The sequence below is a fragment of the Lacimonas salitolerans genome, from assembly GCF_042677865.1.
Taxonomy (GTDB): domain Bacteria; phylum Pseudomonadota; class Alphaproteobacteria; order Rhodobacterales; family Rhodobacteraceae; genus Lutimaribacter; species Lutimaribacter salitolerans.
In genome coordinates, this window is record NZ_JBHUDD010000153.1 from 1 (window position 1) to 13381 (window position 13381).

25 protein-coding genes are annotated in these 13381 nt (G+C 61.7%); 24 read left to right on the forward strand and 1 reads right to left on the reverse strand.

Annotation, left to right across the window (positions count from 1 at the left end; genetic code table 11):
* The 10 genes from ACFTOW_RS17105 to rplP form a co-directional block, all read left to right on the forward strand.
* On the forward strand, positions 1–165 hold a 165-nt coding region (locus ACFTOW_RS17105; protein ID WP_465261611.1), incomplete at its 5' end, for an EF-Tu C-terminal domain-related protein.
* Positions 166–246: 81 nt separating this feature from the next.
* Positions 247–561: a 30S ribosomal protein S10 gene (gene rpsJ, locus ACFTOW_RS17110; RefSeq protein ID WP_024809816.1), complete on the forward strand. Its 315-nt coding sequence runs from the start codon at positions 247–249 to the stop codon at positions 559–561.
* A 14-nt stretch (positions 562–575) separates the two neighbouring features.
* Positions 576–1418, forward strand: coding sequence for a 50S ribosomal protein L3 (gene rplC, locus ACFTOW_RS17115; protein WP_379917957.1), 843 nt, complete (start codon positions 576–578; stop codon positions 1416–1418).
* Positions 1415–2032 carry a 50S ribosomal protein L4 gene (gene rplD / locus ACFTOW_RS17120; RefSeq protein ID WP_379917959.1) on the forward strand — a complete coding sequence of 206 codons (618 nt, stop codon included), beginning with the start codon at positions 1415–1417 and terminating at the stop codon, positions 2030–2032. The genes rplC and rplD overlap by 4 nt, the downstream gene beginning before the upstream one ends.
* A complete protein-coding gene (locus ACFTOW_RS17125) occupies positions 2029–2325 on the forward strand; it encodes a 50S ribosomal protein L23 (protein WP_024809813.1) in 297 nt (98 codons plus the stop codon). The genes rplD and ACFTOW_RS17125 overlap by 4 nt, the downstream gene beginning before the upstream one ends.
* Before the next feature lie 347 nt (positions 2326–2672).
* Positions 2673–3515, forward strand: a complete 843-nt coding sequence (rplB, locus tag ACFTOW_RS17130; RefSeq protein WP_379917961.1) for a 50S ribosomal protein L2 — start codon at positions 2673–2675, stop codon at positions 3513–3515.
* A 3-nt stretch (positions 3516–3518) separates the two neighbouring features.
* On the forward strand, positions 3519–3797 hold the full coding sequence (rpsS, locus tag ACFTOW_RS17135) for a 30S ribosomal protein S19 (protein ID WP_024809810.1): 279 nt from the start codon (positions 3519–3521) through the stop codon (positions 3795–3797).
* Positions 3798–3800: 3 nt separating this feature from the next.
* Complete coding sequence (gene rplV / locus ACFTOW_RS17140) at positions 3801–4181, forward strand: 50S ribosomal protein L22 (protein ID WP_379917964.1); 381 nt, start codon at positions 3801–3803, stop codon at positions 4179–4181.
* Positions 4181–4888 carry a 30S ribosomal protein S3 gene (gene rpsC, locus ACFTOW_RS17145; RefSeq protein ID WP_036563489.1) on the forward strand — a complete coding sequence of 236 codons (708 nt, stop codon included), beginning with the start codon at positions 4181–4183 and terminating at the stop codon, positions 4886–4888. Before rplV ends, rpsC begins: the two co-directional genes overlap by 1 nt.
* Before the next feature lie 12 nt (positions 4889–4900).
* Positions 4901–5314 carry a 50S ribosomal protein L16 gene (rplP, locus tag ACFTOW_RS17150; protein ID WP_379917966.1) on the forward strand — a complete coding sequence of 138 codons (414 nt, stop codon included), beginning with the start codon at positions 4901–4903 and terminating at the stop codon, positions 5312–5314.
* A 109-nt stretch (positions 5315–5423) separates the two neighbouring features.
* On the opposite strand, the gene ACFTOW_RS17155 is transcribed toward rplP, so the two are convergent.
* Positions 5424–6035, reverse strand: a complete 612-nt coding sequence (locus ACFTOW_RS17155; protein ID WP_379917968.1) for a 2OG-Fe(II) oxygenase family protein — start codon at positions 6033–6035, stop codon at positions 5424–5426.
* A gap of 217 nt (positions 6036–6252) precedes the next feature.
* On the opposite strand from ACFTOW_RS17155, the gene rpmC reads away from it, so the two are divergent.
* From rpmC to ACFTOW_RS17225, 14 genes are all read left to right on the forward strand, one after another.
* Positions 6253–6453, forward strand: coding sequence for a 50S ribosomal protein L29 (gene rpmC, locus ACFTOW_RS17160; protein ID WP_024809805.1), 201 nt, complete (start codon positions 6253–6255; stop codon positions 6451–6453).
* A 12-nt stretch (positions 6454–6465) separates the two neighbouring features.
* Complete coding sequence (gene rpsQ, locus ACFTOW_RS17165) at positions 6466–6696, forward strand: 30S ribosomal protein S17 (protein ID WP_379917971.1); 231 nt, start codon at positions 6466–6468, stop codon at positions 6694–6696.
* A 104-nt stretch (positions 6697–6800) separates the two neighbouring features.
* Positions 6801–7169, forward strand: a complete 369-nt coding sequence (gene rplN, locus ACFTOW_RS17170; RefSeq protein ID WP_024809803.1) for a 50S ribosomal protein L14 — start codon at positions 6801–6803, stop codon at positions 7167–7169.
* Position 7170: 1 nt separating this feature from the next.
* Complete coding sequence (gene rplX, locus ACFTOW_RS17175) at positions 7171–7482, forward strand: 50S ribosomal protein L24 (protein ID WP_379917973.1); 312 nt, start codon at positions 7171–7173, stop codon at positions 7480–7482.
* Positions 7475–8038: a 50S ribosomal protein L5 gene (rplE, locus tag ACFTOW_RS17180; RefSeq protein ID WP_024809801.1), complete on the forward strand. Its 564-nt coding sequence runs from the start codon at positions 7475–7477 to the stop codon at positions 8036–8038. Before rplX ends, rplE begins: the two co-directional genes overlap by 8 nt.
* Positions 8039–8058: 20 nt before the next feature.
* Entirely contained in the window at positions 8059–8364 is a 306-nt protein-coding gene (gene rpsN, locus ACFTOW_RS17185) for a 30S ribosomal protein S14 (protein ID WP_024809800.1), read from the forward strand.
* 13 nt (positions 8365–8377) lie between these two features.
* The gene (rpsH, locus tag ACFTOW_RS17190) at positions 8378–8770 is read left to right on the forward strand and encodes a 30S ribosomal protein S8 (RefSeq protein WP_379917976.1); all 393 of its coding nucleotides are present in this window, start codon (positions 8378–8380) and stop codon (positions 8768–8770) included.
* Between the two features lie 10 nt (positions 8771–8780).
* A complete protein-coding gene (gene rplF, locus ACFTOW_RS17195) occupies positions 8781–9314 on the forward strand; it encodes a 50S ribosomal protein L6 (RefSeq protein ID WP_379917978.1) in 534 nt (177 codons plus the stop codon).
* An 11-nt stretch (positions 9315–9325) separates the two neighbouring features.
* Entirely contained in the window at positions 9326–9685 is a 360-nt protein-coding gene (rplR, locus tag ACFTOW_RS17200) for a 50S ribosomal protein L18 (protein ID WP_024809797.1), read from the forward strand.
* Positions 9686–9698: 13 nt separating this feature from the next.
* Complete coding sequence (gene rpsE / locus ACFTOW_RS17205; RefSeq protein WP_379917981.1) at positions 9699–10274, forward strand: 30S ribosomal protein S5; 576 nt, start codon at positions 9699–9701, stop codon at positions 10272–10274.
* 5 nt (positions 10275–10279) lie between these two features.
* A complete protein-coding gene (rpmD, locus tag ACFTOW_RS17210; RefSeq protein ID WP_379917983.1) occupies positions 10280–10468 on the forward strand; it encodes a 50S ribosomal protein L30 in 189 nt (62 codons plus the stop codon).
* A gap of 240 nt (positions 10469–10708) precedes the next feature.
* Positions 10709–11179: a 50S ribosomal protein L15 gene (rplO, locus tag ACFTOW_RS17215; RefSeq protein WP_379917985.1), complete on the forward strand. Its 471-nt coding sequence runs from the start codon at positions 10709–10711 to the stop codon at positions 11177–11179.
* Positions 11180–11287: 108 nt separating this feature from the next.
* Complete coding sequence (gene secY, locus ACFTOW_RS17220; protein WP_379917987.1) at positions 11288–12649, forward strand: preprotein translocase subunit SecY; 1362 nt, start codon at positions 11288–11290, stop codon at positions 12647–12649.
* Positions 12646–13290 (forward strand): adenylate kinase, encoded by a 645-nt coding sequence (locus ACFTOW_RS17225; protein ID WP_379917989.1) that lies wholly within the window; start codon positions 12646–12648, stop codon positions 13288–13290. The genes secY and ACFTOW_RS17225 overlap by 4 nt, the downstream gene beginning before the upstream one ends.
* The last annotated feature ends 91 nt before the right edge of the window (positions 13291–13381 follow it).

The following is a 13381-nucleotide window of genomic DNA, read 5'->3' on the forward strand; positions in this document are numbered from 1 at the left end:
ACCGTGACCCTGCCCGAGGGCACGGAAATGGTGATGCCCGGCGACAACCTGAAGTTCGAGGTCGAGCTGATCGCCCCGATCGCGATGGAAGACGGCCTGCGCTTCGCCATCCGCGAAGGCGGCCGCACCGTCGGCGCCGGCGTCGTGTCGAAGATCATCGCATAAGAAAAACCTCCGGGTTCGAAGAGGGCCGGCAGATGGTCTGCCGGTCCTCCTATCAACTCCAAGCCGCGAAAGGCTAAAACAATGCAAAGCCAGAACATTCGCATTCGGCTCAAGGCGTTCGATTACCGCGTACTGGATGCCAGCACGCAGGAAATCGTGAACACCGCCAAGCGGACCGGCGCACAGGTGCGCGGGCCCATTCCGCTGCCGAACAAGATCGAGAAATTCACGGTTCTCCGTGGTCCGCACATCGACAAGAAGTCGCGCGACCAGTTCGAGATCCGCACGCACAAGCGCCTTCTCGACATCGTTGATCCGACACCGCAGACGGTGGACGCGCTGATGAAGCTCGACCTCGCCGCCGGCGTTGATGTCGAAATCAAGCTGCAGTCGTAAGGGGGGCGGAGAACATGTTGCGCTCTGGTATTATCGCAAAGAAGGTCGGGATGACCCGTATCTTCCAAGAAGATGGCAAGCAGGTGCCCGTGACCGTGCTGCAGCTGGACAAGCTGCAGGTGATCGCGCAGCGCACCGCTGAAAAGGATGGCTACAGCGCCGTTCAGTTGGGTGCCGGCACGGCCAAGGCCAAGCGGACCACGCAGCCGATGCGTGGCCATTTCGCCGCCGCCAATGTCGAGCCCAAGCGGAAGCTGGCCGAGTTCCGGGTCGATCCCGAGAACCTGATCAACGTGGGCGAGGAAATCACCGCCAACCACTACTTTGAAGGGCAGTTCGTCGACGTGACGGGCACCTCGATCGGTAAGGGTTTCGCCGGTGCCATGAAGCGGCACAACTTCGGCGGTCTGCGCGCCTCGCACGGCGTGTCGATCTCGCACCGTTCGCATGGTTCGACCGGCCAGTGTCAGGACCCCGGCAAGGTGTTCAAGGGCAAGAAGATGGCCGGCCACATGGGCGCCGCCCGCGTGACCACGCAGAACCTGCAGGTCATCCGGACCGACGCCGACCGTGGGCTGATCATGGTGCGTGGCGCCGTTCCCGGCTCCAAGGGCGGTTGGGTGACGATCAAGGACGCGGTGAAAAAGCCGTTCCCGGAAAACGCCATCCTGCCCGCCGCGCTGCGCTCGGCTGCGGAAGAGGCTGCAAAAGCCGCTGAAGAAGCCGCTGCTCAGGCCGAAGCCGAAGCCAAGGCCGCCGAAGAGGCACGCCTGGCCGAGGAAGCCGCCCAGCAGGAAGAAGCTCTGAAAGAAGCCGAGGCTGACATTCAGGCCGAGAAGAAGGAAGGCGACGAATGAAACTCGACGTGATCAAACTGGACGGCGAGACTGCCGGCTCCGTGGATCTGTCCGACGACCTGTTCGGACTCGAGCCGCGCGCCGACATTCTGCACCGCGTCGTCCGCTGGCAGCGCAACAATGCGATGGCCGGCACGCACAAGGTCAAGACCCGGTCGGAAACCAGCTATTCCACCAAGAAGATCTATCGCCAGAAGGGCACCGGCGGCGCACGCCACGGTGACCGCAACGCGCCGATCTTCCGCAAGGGTGGTATCTACAAGGGTCCGACCCCGCGTGACCACGGGCACGACCTGCCCAAGAAGTTCCGCAAACTTGGCCTGCGCCACGCGCTGTCGGCCAAGGCCAAGGCGGGCGAACTGGTCGTGATCGAGTCGGCCGAAAGCGATGGCAAGACCGCAGCCCTGGCCAAGCAGGTGAAGAACCTGGGCTGGAAGCGCGCGCTGATCATCGACGGGGCCGCCGTGAACGAGGGCTTTGCCCGCGCCGCGCGCAATATCGAAGGTCTGGATGTCCTGCCGTCGATGGGCGCAAACGTTTATGAAATCCTCAAGCGGGACACGCTGGTTCTGACCAAGGCGGGTGTCGAAGCACTGGAGGCTCGTCTGAAATGAGCGCGAAGGCAGAACATTACGATGTGATCCGCAAGCCGATCATCACCGAGAAAACCACCATGGCGTCGGAAAACGGCGCGGTGGTGTTCGAAGTGGCGATCGACGCGGCGAAACCGCAGATCAAGGAAGCGGTCGAGACGCTGTTCGGGGTCAAGGTGAAGGCGGTCAACACCACCATCACCAAGGGCAAGGTCAAGCGCTTCCGCGGCCAGTTGGGCCGCCGGAAAGACGTGAAAAAGGCCTATGTCACCCTGGAAGAGGGCAACACGATCGACGTGACCACCGGTTTGTGATCGTGGCGGGGTGAACCCGCCTTTTGGACAATGACAGGCCCCTGCCGCAAGGCGGGGGCTTTTCGGTCAGTGTAGGGTGGGTGCCAACCCACCCCTGCAAACCGCAAAAGCCGCCTCTATCCGGTCAGACGCGCAACGCCGCCCCTTTATCGCCTTCATGGCTTGACCCTCGGGGCGCTCTCTACTAACAGAACACATCCGCAAGGCCCCGGATTCGTCCGGGGCTTTGTCATTGTTCGCAAGAACACACGAACCGGGCACCTGCGGGGGCCTATACCATCGGCCACCTACGGGGGGCTATCACATAGGCAGGGCAACCTGCCGTTTGCTAACGGAAGACAGAAAGCATGGCACTCAAGTCGTACAAGCCGACGACGCCGGGCCAGCGTGGGCTGGTGCTGATCGACCGTTCGGAGCTGTTCAAGGGACGTCCCGTCAAGGCCCTCACCGAGGGTCTGACGAAATCGGGCGGTCGCAACAACACCGGGCGGATCACCTCGCGTCGTCGCGGGGGTGGGGCAAAACGCCTCTACCGGATCGTCGATTTCAAGCGTAACAAATATGATGTCGCGGCCACCGTCGAACGGATCGAATATGACCCGAACCGGACCGCCTTCATTGCACTGATCAAATACGAAGATGGCGAGCAGACCTATATCCTGGCTCCGCAGCGTCTGGCTGTGGGTGACAAGGTTCTGGCCGGCACCAAGGTGGACATCAAGCCGGGCAACGCGATGCCCTTCAGCGGCATGCCCATCGGTACCATTGTCCACAACATCGAGATGAAGCCCGGCAAGGGCGGCCAGATCGCGCGCGCCGCTGGTACCTATGCCCAGTTCGTCGGCCGCGATGGCGGCTACGCCCAGATCCGCCTGTCCTCGGGCGAGCTGCGTCTGGTGCGTCAGGAATGCATGGCCACCGTCGGTGCCGTGTCGAACCCCGACAACAGCAACCAGAACTACGGCAAGGCCGGCCGCATGCGCCACAAGGGCATCCGCCCGTCCGTGCGCGGCGTGGTCATGAACCCGATCGACCACCCCCATGGTGGTGGTGAAGGCCGGACCTCGGGTGGTCGCCACCCGGTCACGCCCTGGGGCAAGCCGACAAAGGGTGCCCGCACCCGGAACAAGAACAAAGCGTCGCAAAAGCTGATCGTCCGCTCGCGTCACGCCAGAAAGAAAGGGCGCTAAGATATGTCTCGCTCTGTATGGAAAGGCCCCTTTGTCGACGCTTACGTGCTGAAGAAAGCCGAAGCATCGCGCGAGTCGGGGCGCAACGAAGTCATCAAGATCTGGTCGCGCCGCTCGACGATCCTGCCACAGTTCGTGGGATTGACCTTTGGCGTCTACAACGGCCACAAGCACGTTCCGGTGAACGTATCCGAAGACATGATCGGCCAGAAGTTCGGTGAGTATTCGCCGACGCGGACCTACTATGGTCACGCGGCTGATAAAAAAGCGAAGCGGAAGTAAGTCATGGGCAAGGCAAAAAATCCCCGCCGCGTGGCAGACAACGAAGCAATGGCCAAAGTCCGGATGCTTCGCACCAGCCCGCAGAAACTGAACCTCGTCGCTGCGATGATCCGCGGCAAGAAGGTAGAGCGCGCATTGACCGATCTGACCTTCTCGAAAAAGCGGATCGCCGCGGATGTGAAGAAATGTCTTCAGTCCGCCATCGCCAACGCCGAGAACAACCACAACCTGGACGTTGATGAACTGGTCGTGTCCGAGGCCTATGTCGGCAAGAACCTGACGCTCAAGCGCGGTCGCCCGCGCGCCCGTGGCCGGTTCGGCCGCATCATCAAGCCGTTCTCGGAACTCACCATCACGGTGCGTCAAGTTGAGGAGCAAGCCTAATGGGTCAGAAAGTCAATCCGATCGGCATGCGTCTTCAGGTCAATCGCACCTGGGACAGCCGCTGGTACGCAGACAGCAAGGATTTCGGCAACCTGTTGCTGGAAGACGTAAAGATGCGTGCCTTCATCGCGGAAGAGTGCAAGCAGGCCGGCATTTCGCGGGTGATCATCGAACGTCCGCACAAGAAGTGCCGCGTGACCATTCACACCGCGCGTCCGGGCGTGATCATCGGCAAGAAAGGCGCAGACATCGAAACCCTGCGCAAGAAGCTGTCGACCATGACCGCAAGCGAACTGCACCTGAACATCGTCGAGGTGCGCAAGCCCGAGCTCGATGCGGCCCTGGTCGCCGAAAGCATCGCGCAGCAGCTTGAGCGCCGTGTCAGCTTTCGTCGTGCGATGAAGCGGTCTGTTCAGAACGCAATGCGCATGGGGTCGCTGGGTATCCGGGTGAACGTCGCGGGCCGTCTTGGCGGTGCCGAGATCGCACGGACCGAGTGGTATCGCGAAGGCCGTGTGCCGCTGCACACGCTGCGCGCCGACATCGATTACGCGCTGGCCGAGGCCATGACGCCCTATGGTATCATCGGGATCAAGGTCTGGATCTTCAAAGGCGAGATCATGGAGCACGACCCCGCTGCTCGTGATCGCCGTCAGCAGGAACTCCAGGATGGTCCAGCGCCCCGTGGCGCCGGCGGCCGCCGGTAAGGAGACAGGACAATGCTTCAACCAAAGCGTACAAAATTCCGCAAGATGTTCAAAGGCCGGATCAAGGGCGAGGCCAAGGGCGGCTTTGATCTGAACTTTGGCACCTACGGTCTCAAGGCCACCCAGCCCGAGCGGATCACCGCGCGTCAGATCGAGGCTGCACGCCGCGCGATGACACGCCACATGAAACGTCAGGGCCGCGTCTGGATCCGGATCTTCCCGGATACGCCCGTGACGTCCAAACCCACCGAAGTTCGGATGGGTAAGGGCAAGGGGTCGGTCGATTACTGGGCCTGCAAGGTCAAGCCCGGTCGCGTCATGTTCGAGATCGACGGCGTCAGCGAAGACATCGCCCGCGAGGCCCTGCGCCTGGCCGCGATGAAGCTGCCGATCAAGACCCGGCTCGTGATCCGCGAAGACTGGTAATCGGTGGGTTCGCACCCACCCTACGCACAAGAAACCCCCGGTGTGACAGCACCGGGGGTTTTTCGTTTCACGGATGATGGCGGGGGTAGGGTGGGTGACAACCCACCGCTCACTCCCACTTGTAATTGAAGCTGACGCTGACCCGCTCGTCCTCGGCCTGGTTCATCGGCACCTCGTGGCGCAGCCAGCTTTCCCACAGCAGCACGTCGCCCATCTCGGGTTTGACATAGATGAACTGCTGCAACTCGCGCCGTGCCTCCTTGATCCGGGTGGGGGCGGCCATCATGCGAGCTGAACGCGGGTCTTCCAGCTTCAGGGCCGAGGCACCCTTGGGCATCTGCACATAGGTGGTGCCGGAAATCACCGAATGGGGGTGGATGTGGCTGGCGTGCATCCCGCCCTCGGGCAGGATGTTGATCCACAGATCCTCCAGCACCAGCTTTCCTTCGCCCAGATCGAACTCCAGATCCTGCGCAAAGGCGGCCACATGGGCATCAAGGGCGGCCACCAGATCGGCAAAGATCGGAAAACGCCAGGGCAGGTCGGTCAGCGAGGCATAGGAGGTATAGCCGGGGTAGCCGTTGGCCGCGCACCAGTCCTGCCCGGCCTCGTCATCCTCGGCGATGGAATAGCATGATGCCGCCAGCTCATCGGCGTCGATGGTGCTGCCAAGCTGTGCGCGGTAAAGACGGGTGACGAAAAGGGATTCGATATGTGCCATGCCCCGCGTCATATCCCAGCCCGCGGTTCAGGGCGAGAGGGCAAAAACGGCACGATCGGCGGTGGAAACCGCGCCGATCCGCCAAAACGCCGCGGAAATGCGGCTTTGGGGTTGCCAGCAGCAGGGCAGGGGTGTAATGCCCAGCCTTCATCAGACCTCCACCGGAATCGGGGTTACCCAAGGGGGCCCTCCGGTGATGTTGAGAAAGGATATGGCGATGGACGCCAACGAACTGCGTGACAAGACGCCCGATCAGCTCCGTGACGAGCTGGTGAACCTGAAAAAAGAATCGTTCAACCTGCGCTTTCAGCAGGCAACCGGGTCGATGGAAAACACCGCCCGGATGCGTCAGGTGCGCCGCAACATCGCGCGCGTGAAGACGATTCTGACCCAAAAAGCCCAAGCGGCCGCACAGTAAGGAGCCTGACAGATGCCCAAACGTATTCTCACAGGCACCGTGACCTCGAACCAGAACGCCCAGACCGTGACGGTTTCGGTCGAGCGCCGCTTTACCCACCCCGTTCTCAAGAAGACCGTGCGCAAGTCGAAGAAATATCGCGCGCATGACGAGAACAACCAGTTCAACGTCGGTGACATTGTCCGCATTCAGGAATGTGCACCGAAGTCGAAAACCAAACGTTGGGAGGTTGTGACAGCCTGAACGCGCGGCCTTCGGGCCGTGCATGGGTTTGAAACAGTCCTTTCCGCGTCAACGAAACCCTGGGGATATGGCAATGAGGCCCCCCAAAGGTCGGGAGACACCCAATGATCCAGATGCAGACCAATCTGGATGTCGCTGACAACTCCGGCGCTCGCCGGGTGCAGTGCATCAAGGTTCTGGGCGGTTCGCACCGCCGCTATGCGTCGGTTGGTGACATCATCGTCGTTTCGGTGAAAGAAGCCATTCCGCGCGGCCGTGTGAAAAAGGGCGACGTGCGCAAAGCCGTCGTCGTTCGCACCGCCAAGGAGGTCCGTCGCGAAGACGGCACCGCCATCCGTTTTGACCGCAACGCCGCGGTGATCCTGAACAACAACAACGAGCCTGTGGGTACGCGTATCTTCGGCCCGGTGGTGCGCGAACTGCGCGCCAAGAGCTTCATGAAGATCATCTCGCTCGCTCCGGAGGTGCTGTGACATGGCAGCCAAACTGAAAAAGGGCGACAAGGTCGTCGTTCTCACCGGCAAGGACAAGGGCAAGCAGGGCACCATCGCCAGCGTTGACCCGAAATCCGGCAAGGCCGTCGTGGACGGTGTGAACATGGCGATCCGCCACACCCGTCAAAGCCAGACCAGCCAGGGCGGCCGCATTCCAAAGGCGATGCCGATCCAACTGTCGAACCTGGCGATGCTGGACAAGAACGGCAAACCCACCCGCGTCGGTTTCAAGATCGAAGGCGACAAGAAGGTGCGTATTGCCAAGACCACGGGGGATGCGATCGATGCTTGATACCGCCACCTACACCCCGCGCCTGCGCGCGCTGTATCGCGAGACGATCCGCCCCGCGATGAAGGAAGAGTTCGGCTACAAGAACGACATGCAGATCCCGCGTCTGGACAAGATCGTTCTGAACATCGGCTGCGGTGCCGAAGCCGTGCGCGACAGCAAGAAGGCCAAATCGGCCCAGGAAGACCTGTCGACCATCGCCGGCCAGAAGGCCGTGGTGACCATGGCCAAGAACTCGATCGCCGGTTTCCGCGTTCGGGAAGGCATGCCGCTGGGCGCCAAGGTGACCCTGCGGGGCGACCGGATGTACGAATTCCTGGATCGCCTGATCACCATCGCGATGCCGCGTATCCGCGACTTTCGCGGCGTTTCCGGCAAATCCTTCGACGGGCGTGGCAACTATGCCATGGGCCTGAAGGAACATATCGTCTTCCCCGAGATCAACTTCGACAAGATCGACGAATCCTGGGGCATGGACATCGTGATTGCCACCAACGCCGCGACCGATGCGGAAGCGAAGGCGCTGTTGAAGCATTTCAACATGCCCTTCAACAGCTAATCGCGGAGAGGAAAAGAGACATGGCTAAAAAAGCAATGATCGAACGCGAAAAGAAGCGTCAGCGCCTCGTCGCGCAGTATGCAACCCGGCGCGCCGCGTTGAAGACCATCATCAAGGACGAGAGCAAGCCGATGGAAGAGCGTTTTCGCGCTTCCCTCAAGCTGGCCGAGCTGCCGCGTAACAGCTCTGCCACCCGTCTGCACAACCGCTGCCAGCTGACCGGGCGGCCCCATGCTTACTATCGTAAGCTCAAGGTCAGCCGGATCATGCTGCGGGAACTTGGCTCGAATGGCCAGATCCCCGGCATGGTGAAGTCGAGCTGGTAAGGGAGAGAGTGATATGAACGATCCTATCGGCGATATGCTCACCCGTATCCGCAACGCGCAGATGCGCGGCAAGTCCATGGTGTCCACGCCCGCATCCAAACTGCGTGCCTGGGTTCTGGACGTGCTGGCGGACGAAGGCTACATCCGCGGCTATGAGAAAGGCACGGATGCCAACGGCCATCCGACCTTGGAAATCAGCCTCAAATATTTCGACGGCACCCCCGTCATTCGCGAAGTCAAGCGGGTCTCCAAGCCCGGGCGCCGCGTGTACATGGGTGTCAAGGAAATCCCGCAGGTCCGTCAGGGCCTGGGCGTTTCGATTGTCAGCACGCCCAAGGGCGTGATGTCGGATGCAAATGCGCGCGCAGCCAATGTCGGCGGCGAAGTGCTTTGCACGGTGTTCTAAGGAGGAGCGAATGTCTCGTATTGGGAAAAAGCCGGTCGAGCTGCCCTCGGGTGTCTCCGCGAACCTGTCCGGCCAGACGATCGAAGTGAAGGGCCCCAAGGCCACACACAGCTTCACAGCCACCGATGACGTAACCATCGCCATCGAGGACAATGTCGTGACGGTCACGCCGCGCGGCAAATCCAAGCGCGCGCGCCAGCAGTGGGGCATGAGCCGCACGGTTGTCGCCAACATGGTCAAGGGCGTCACCGAAGGTTTCAAGAAAGAGCTTGAGATCGTCGGCGTCGGCTACCGTGCACAGATGCAGGGCAATATCCTTAAACTGGCGCTTGGCTACAGCCATGACGTGGATTTCGAAGTGCCCAAGGGGGTCACCGTGACCTGCCCCAAGCAGACCGAAATCGTGGTCGAGGGCGATGACGCACAACTCGTCGGTCAGGTCGCGGCAAACATCCGCGAATGGCGCAGCCCCGAACCCTACAAGGGCAAGGGCATCCGCTATAAGGGCGAGTTCATCTTCCGCAAGGAAGGCAAGAAGAAATAAGGACGCGACAGATGGCAAACAGCAAACGAATCCTGTTCCAGAAGCGCCGCCTGCGCGTCCGGAACAAACTGCGGAAGGTGAATGCGGGACGCATCCGCCTGTCCGTGCATCGCAGCAACAAGAACATCAGCGTCCAGCTGATCGACGACGTGCAGGGCCGCACTCTGGCCGCCGCATCGTCGCTCGAAAAGGACCTGGGCGTGCTGGGCAAGAACAACGTCGAGGCGGCCGCCAAGGTCGGCACGGCGATTGCCGAGCGTGCCAAGAAGGCGGGTGTCGAAGAGTGCTATTTCGACCGTGGCGGCTTTCTCTTTCACGGAAAGGTCAAGGCTCTCGCCGAAGCCGCCCGTGAAGGCGGACTGAAGTTCTAAGGAGACGATAGATATGGCAAGAGATGACAACCGCCGTGACCGTCGCGACCGCGACGAAAAACCGGAGTTCTCCGATCGTCTCGTAGCGATCAACCGGGTGTCCAAGACCGTGAAGGGGGGCAAACGCTTTGGCTTTGCCGCGCTCGTGGTCGTGGGCGATCAGAAGGGCCGCGTGGGCTTTGGCAAGGGCAAGGCGAAAGAAGTGCCCGAAGCCATCCGCAAGGCGACCGAGCAGGCCAAGCGCCAGATGATGCGGGTGCCGCTGCGCGAAGGCCGCACGCTGCACCACGACATCGAAGGGCGTCACGGGGCCGGCAAGGTGGTGATGCGCACGGCACCGCAGGGTACCGGGATCATCGCAGGTGGCCCGATGCGTGCCGTGTTCGAGATGCTGGGCATCCAGGACGTGGTGGCAAAGTCGATCGGCTCGCAGAACCCCTACAACATGATCCGCGCCACTCTGGACGGTCTGCAAAAGGGCATGTCGCCCCGCTCGGTCGCGCAGCGTCGCGGCAAGAAGGTCGCCGACATCCTGCCCAAGCGTGAAGATACGCCGCAGGAAAGCGGCCAAGTGGCTGAGGAGGCTTGAGAAACATGGCCAAGACCATCGTTGTCAAACAGGTTGGATCACCGATCCGCCGCCCCGCCAGCCAGCGCGCCACGCTTGTGGGCCTGGGCCTGAACAAGATGCACCGCACCCGCGAGCTGGAGGATACCCCCTCCGTGCGCGGTATGGTGGACAGCATCCCGCACCTGGTGCAGATCATCGAAGAGCGCGACTGAGCCTTCGGTACGGTGGGTTGTCACCCACCCTACGGAATGAGATGATGCCCCTGTCCGTTATGGCCGGGGCATTTTCGTGTCTTGGTCGGGGTGGGGCGAGGCAAGTACCACAAGGCTTGCATTGCGCCTGCCTCGCGTCTATAAGGCCCGGGTGGCCATCCGCGCCACGGAATCATAATCAAGAAACGCCGCGTCTGACCAAATCCGCTTCGGGGTCAGTTCCGGCTAAGGAGAAGCGACATGAAACTGCATGAACTGCACGACAACGAAGGCGCAACCAAGAAACGGATGCGCGTCGGCCGTGGCCCGGGCTCGGGCAAGGGCAAGATGGGTGGCCGTGGTATCAAGGGCCAGAAGGCGCGCTCGGGCGTGGCCATCAAGGGCTACGAGGGCGGCCAGATGCCGCTGTACCAGCGTCTGCCCAAGCGTGGCTTCAACAAGCCCAACCGCAAGAAATTCGCCGTCATCAACCTGGGCCTGATCCAGAAATTCGTCGAGGCCGGCAAGCTCGACGCCGCCAACATCACCGAGGATACCCTGATTTCGTCGGGTCTGGTGCGGCGCAAGCTGGACGGTATCCGCGTGCTGGCCAAGGGCGATATCTCGTCGGGTCTGACCATTTCGGTCACCGGCGCGTCCAAATCCGCGATCGACGCGGTGGCCAAGGCCGGTGGCACGCTGACCGTCACAACCGCGCAGGCCGCCGAATAACGGGTTGTGGGCGGCGTCCGCGCCGCTTACATACATCCCAGTTTTCCTGATGACGCCGCCTGACGCCGGAAAACGCGTCGGGCGGCGTTCGCGCTAGAGAGAGACCGCATGGTATCCGCAGCAGAACAGATGGCGGCGAACACAAGCTGGGCCGCCCTAGGCAAGGCCACAGACCTTCGCAACCGCATCCTCTTCACCCTTGGGCTATTGATCGTCTACCGGCTGGGCACGTTCATCCCGGTTCCGGGAATCGACGGGCTGGCCCTGCGGGAATTCATGGAAGGGGCGGCAGCCGGTCTGGGCGGCATCCTGTCGATGTTCACCGGCGGCGCGCTGGGGCGGATGGGCATTTTTGCCCTTGGCATCATGCCTTATATCTCGGCCTCGATCATCGTTCAGTTGCTGGGCTCGATGGTGCCCGCGATGGAGCAGATGAAGAAAGAGGGCGAACAGGGCCGCAAGAAGCTTAACCAGTATACCCGCTACGGCACGGTGTTTCTGGCCACGCTGCAGGCCTATGGCCTCGCCGTCAGTCTGGAAACTGGCGATCTTGTGACCGATCCGGGCCTGTTCTTCCGCGCCTCGACCGTGATCACGCTTGTGGGCGGCACGATGTTCCTGATGTGGCTGGGCGAGCAGATCACCGCGCGCGGCATCGGCAACGGCATCTCGCTGATCATCTTTGTCGGCATCATCGCCGAATTGCCCGCAGCACTGGCACAGTTCTTCAGCCAGGGCCGCTCGGGCGCGATCAGCCCGGCCGTGATCGTCGGCGTGATCGTGATGGTGATTGCGGTGATCGCCTTCGTGGTGTTCATGGAGCGCGCCCTGCGCAAGATCCACATCCAGTATCCGCGCCGCCAGGTGGGGATGAAGGTCTATGACGGCGGGTCCAGCAACCTGCCGGTCAAGGTCAACCCGTCAGGCGTGATCCCGGCGATCTTTGCCAGCTCGCTGCTGCTGCTGCCGACGACCGTGGCCACCTTCTCGGGCAATTCGACCAACCCGATCCTGGGCACCATCCTTGCCTATTTCGGCCCCGGCCAGCCGCTCTATCTGGCGTTCTTCACGATCATGATCGTGTTCTTTGCCTATTTCTACACCTTCAACGTGGCGTTCAAACCCGATGACGTGGCCGACAACCTGAAAAACCAGAACGGCTTCGTGCCCGGCATCCGCCCCGGCAAGAAGACCGCCGAGTATCTGGAATACGTGGTCAACCGGCTGCTGGTTCTGGGCTCGGGCTATCTTGCAGCTGTGTGTCTGCTTCCGGAAATCCTGCGCGATCAGCTGGCGATCCCGTTCTATTTCGGCGGCACCTCGGTTCTGATCGTCGTCTCGGTGACGATGGACACGATCCAGCAGGTGCAAAGCCATCTGCTTGCCCATCAGTATGAAGGGCTGATCGAGAAATCTCAGCTGCGCGGCAAGGGCAGCAAGAAGCGGAAAAAAGGGCCTGCACGCAGATGAACATTATCCTTCTCGGACCGCCGGGGGCCGGCAAGGGCACCCAGGCACGCATGCTGGTTGAAAACCGCAACATGATCCAGCTTTCGACCGGCGACATGCTGCGCGAGGCCAAGGACAGCGGATCGGACATGGGCAAGCTGGTGGCCGAGGTGATGGCCCGCGGCGATCTGGTGACGGACGAGATCGTCATCGGCCTGATCCGCGAAAAGCTGCAGGGCGACAAGAAGGGCGGTTTCATCTTCGACGGCTTCCCGCGCACCCTTGGACAGGCGGATGCGCTGGCGGGCCTTTTGGCCGAGACGGGCGACACGCTGGATGCCGTGATCGAGATGCAGGTCGATGACGAGGCTCTGGTCAGCCGCATCACCGCGCGCTCGACCTGCGGCAACTGCGGCGAGGTCTATAACGACAACACCAAGCCGATCCCGGCGGATGGCATCTGCACAAGCTGCGGCCAGAAGGCCGAGTTCAAGCGCCGCGCCGATGACAATGCCGAAAGCCTGAAAACCCGGCTGATGGAATATTACAAAAAGACCAGCCCGCTGATCGGCTACTATTATGCCAAGGGCGATCTGACATCCATCGAAGGCCTTGGCGAGATTGACGAGGTCAAGGCCGCCATCGACGCGGTGCTTGGCTAAGTGCCCAATCGGGGCTTGACGCCCCTGCGGATTGGCCCTAACCAGCCCTATCTTGCCCCTTTGCGGTGATTCCCGCGCGTGGTGCAAGGCC

What these genes read in the sequence shown, in the direction of transcription:
- ACFTOW_RS17225 (WP_379917989.1), top strand. Translation starts at nt 12,646, where the DNA reads ATGAACATTATCCTTCTCGGACCGCCGGGGGCCGGCAAGGGCACCCAG.
- rpmC (WP_024809805.1), top strand. Translation starts at nt 6,253, where the DNA reads ATGGACGCCAACGAACTGCGTGACAAGACGCCCGATCAGCTCCGTGAC.
- rplE (WP_024809801.1), top strand. Translation starts at nt 7,475, where the DNA reads ATGCTTGATACCGCCACCTACACCCCGCGCCTGCGCGCGCTGTATCGC.
- rpsE (WP_379917981.1), top strand. Translation starts at nt 9,699, where the DNA reads ATGGCAAGAGATGACAACCGCCGTGACCGTCGCGACCGCGACGAAAAA.
- rplP (WP_379917966.1), top strand. Translation starts at nt 4,901, where the DNA reads ATGCTTCAACCAAAGCGTACAAAATTCCGCAAGATGTTCAAAGGCCGG.
- rpsJ (WP_024809816.1), top strand. Translation starts at nt 247, where the DNA reads ATGCAAAGCCAGAACATTCGCATTCGGCTCAAGGCGTTCGATTACCGC.
- rpmD (WP_379917983.1), top strand. Translation starts at nt 10,280, where the DNA reads ATGGCCAAGACCATCGTTGTCAAACAGGTTGGATCACCGATCCGCCGC.
- rplX (WP_379917973.1), top strand. Translation starts at nt 7,171, where the DNA reads ATGGCAGCCAAACTGAAAAAGGGCGACAAGGTCGTCGTTCTCACCGGC.
- rplV (WP_379917964.1), top strand. Translation starts at nt 3,801, where the DNA reads ATGGGCAAGGCAAAAAATCCCCGCCGCGTGGCAGACAACGAAGCAATG.
- rplN (WP_024809803.1), top strand. Translation starts at nt 6,801, where the DNA reads ATGATCCAGATGCAGACCAATCTGGATGTCGCTGACAACTCCGGCGCT.
- rplC (WP_379917957.1), top strand. Translation starts at nt 576, where the DNA reads ATGTTGCGCTCTGGTATTATCGCAAAGAAGGTCGGGATGACCCGTATC.
- rplO (WP_379917985.1), top strand. Translation starts at nt 10,709, where the DNA reads ATGAAACTGCATGAACTGCACGACAACGAAGGCGCAACCAAGAAACGG.
- rpsQ (WP_379917971.1), top strand. Translation starts at nt 6,466, where the DNA reads ATGCCCAAACGTATTCTCACAGGCACCGTGACCTCGAACCAGAACGCC.
- rplF (WP_379917978.1), top strand. Translation starts at nt 8,781, where the DNA reads ATGTCTCGTATTGGGAAAAAGCCGGTCGAGCTGCCCTCGGGTGTCTCC.
- rplB (WP_379917961.1), top strand. Translation starts at nt 2,673, where the DNA reads ATGGCACTCAAGTCGTACAAGCCGACGACGCCGGGCCAGCGTGGGCTG.
- rpsS (WP_024809810.1), top strand. Translation starts at nt 3,519, where the DNA reads ATGTCTCGCTCTGTATGGAAAGGCCCCTTTGTCGACGCTTACGTGCTG.
- rpsN (WP_024809800.1), top strand. Translation starts at nt 8,059, where the DNA reads ATGGCTAAAAAAGCAATGATCGAACGCGAAAAGAAGCGTCAGCGCCTC.
- rpsH (WP_379917976.1), top strand. Translation starts at nt 8,378, where the DNA reads ATGAACGATCCTATCGGCGATATGCTCACCCGTATCCGCAACGCGCAG.
- ACFTOW_RS17155 (WP_379917968.1), bottom strand. Translation starts at nt 6,035, where the DNA reads ATGGCACATATCGAATCCCTTTTCGTCACCCGTCTTTACCGCGCACAG.
- rpsC (WP_036563489.1), top strand. Translation starts at nt 4,181, where the DNA reads ATGGGTCAGAAAGTCAATCCGATCGGCATGCGTCTTCAGGTCAATCGC.
- rplR (WP_024809797.1), top strand. Translation starts at nt 9,326, where the DNA reads ATGGCAAACAGCAAACGAATCCTGTTCCAGAAGCGCCGCCTGCGCGTC.
- rplD (WP_379917959.1), top strand. Translation starts at nt 1,415, where the DNA reads ATGAAACTCGACGTGATCAAACTGGACGGCGAGACTGCCGGCTCCGTG.
- secY (WP_379917987.1), top strand. Translation starts at nt 11,288, where the DNA reads ATGGTATCCGCAGCAGAACAGATGGCGGCGAACACAAGCTGGGCCGCC.
- ACFTOW_RS17125 (WP_024809813.1), top strand. Translation starts at nt 2,029, where the DNA reads ATGAGCGCGAAGGCAGAACATTACGATGTGATCCGCAAGCCGATCATC.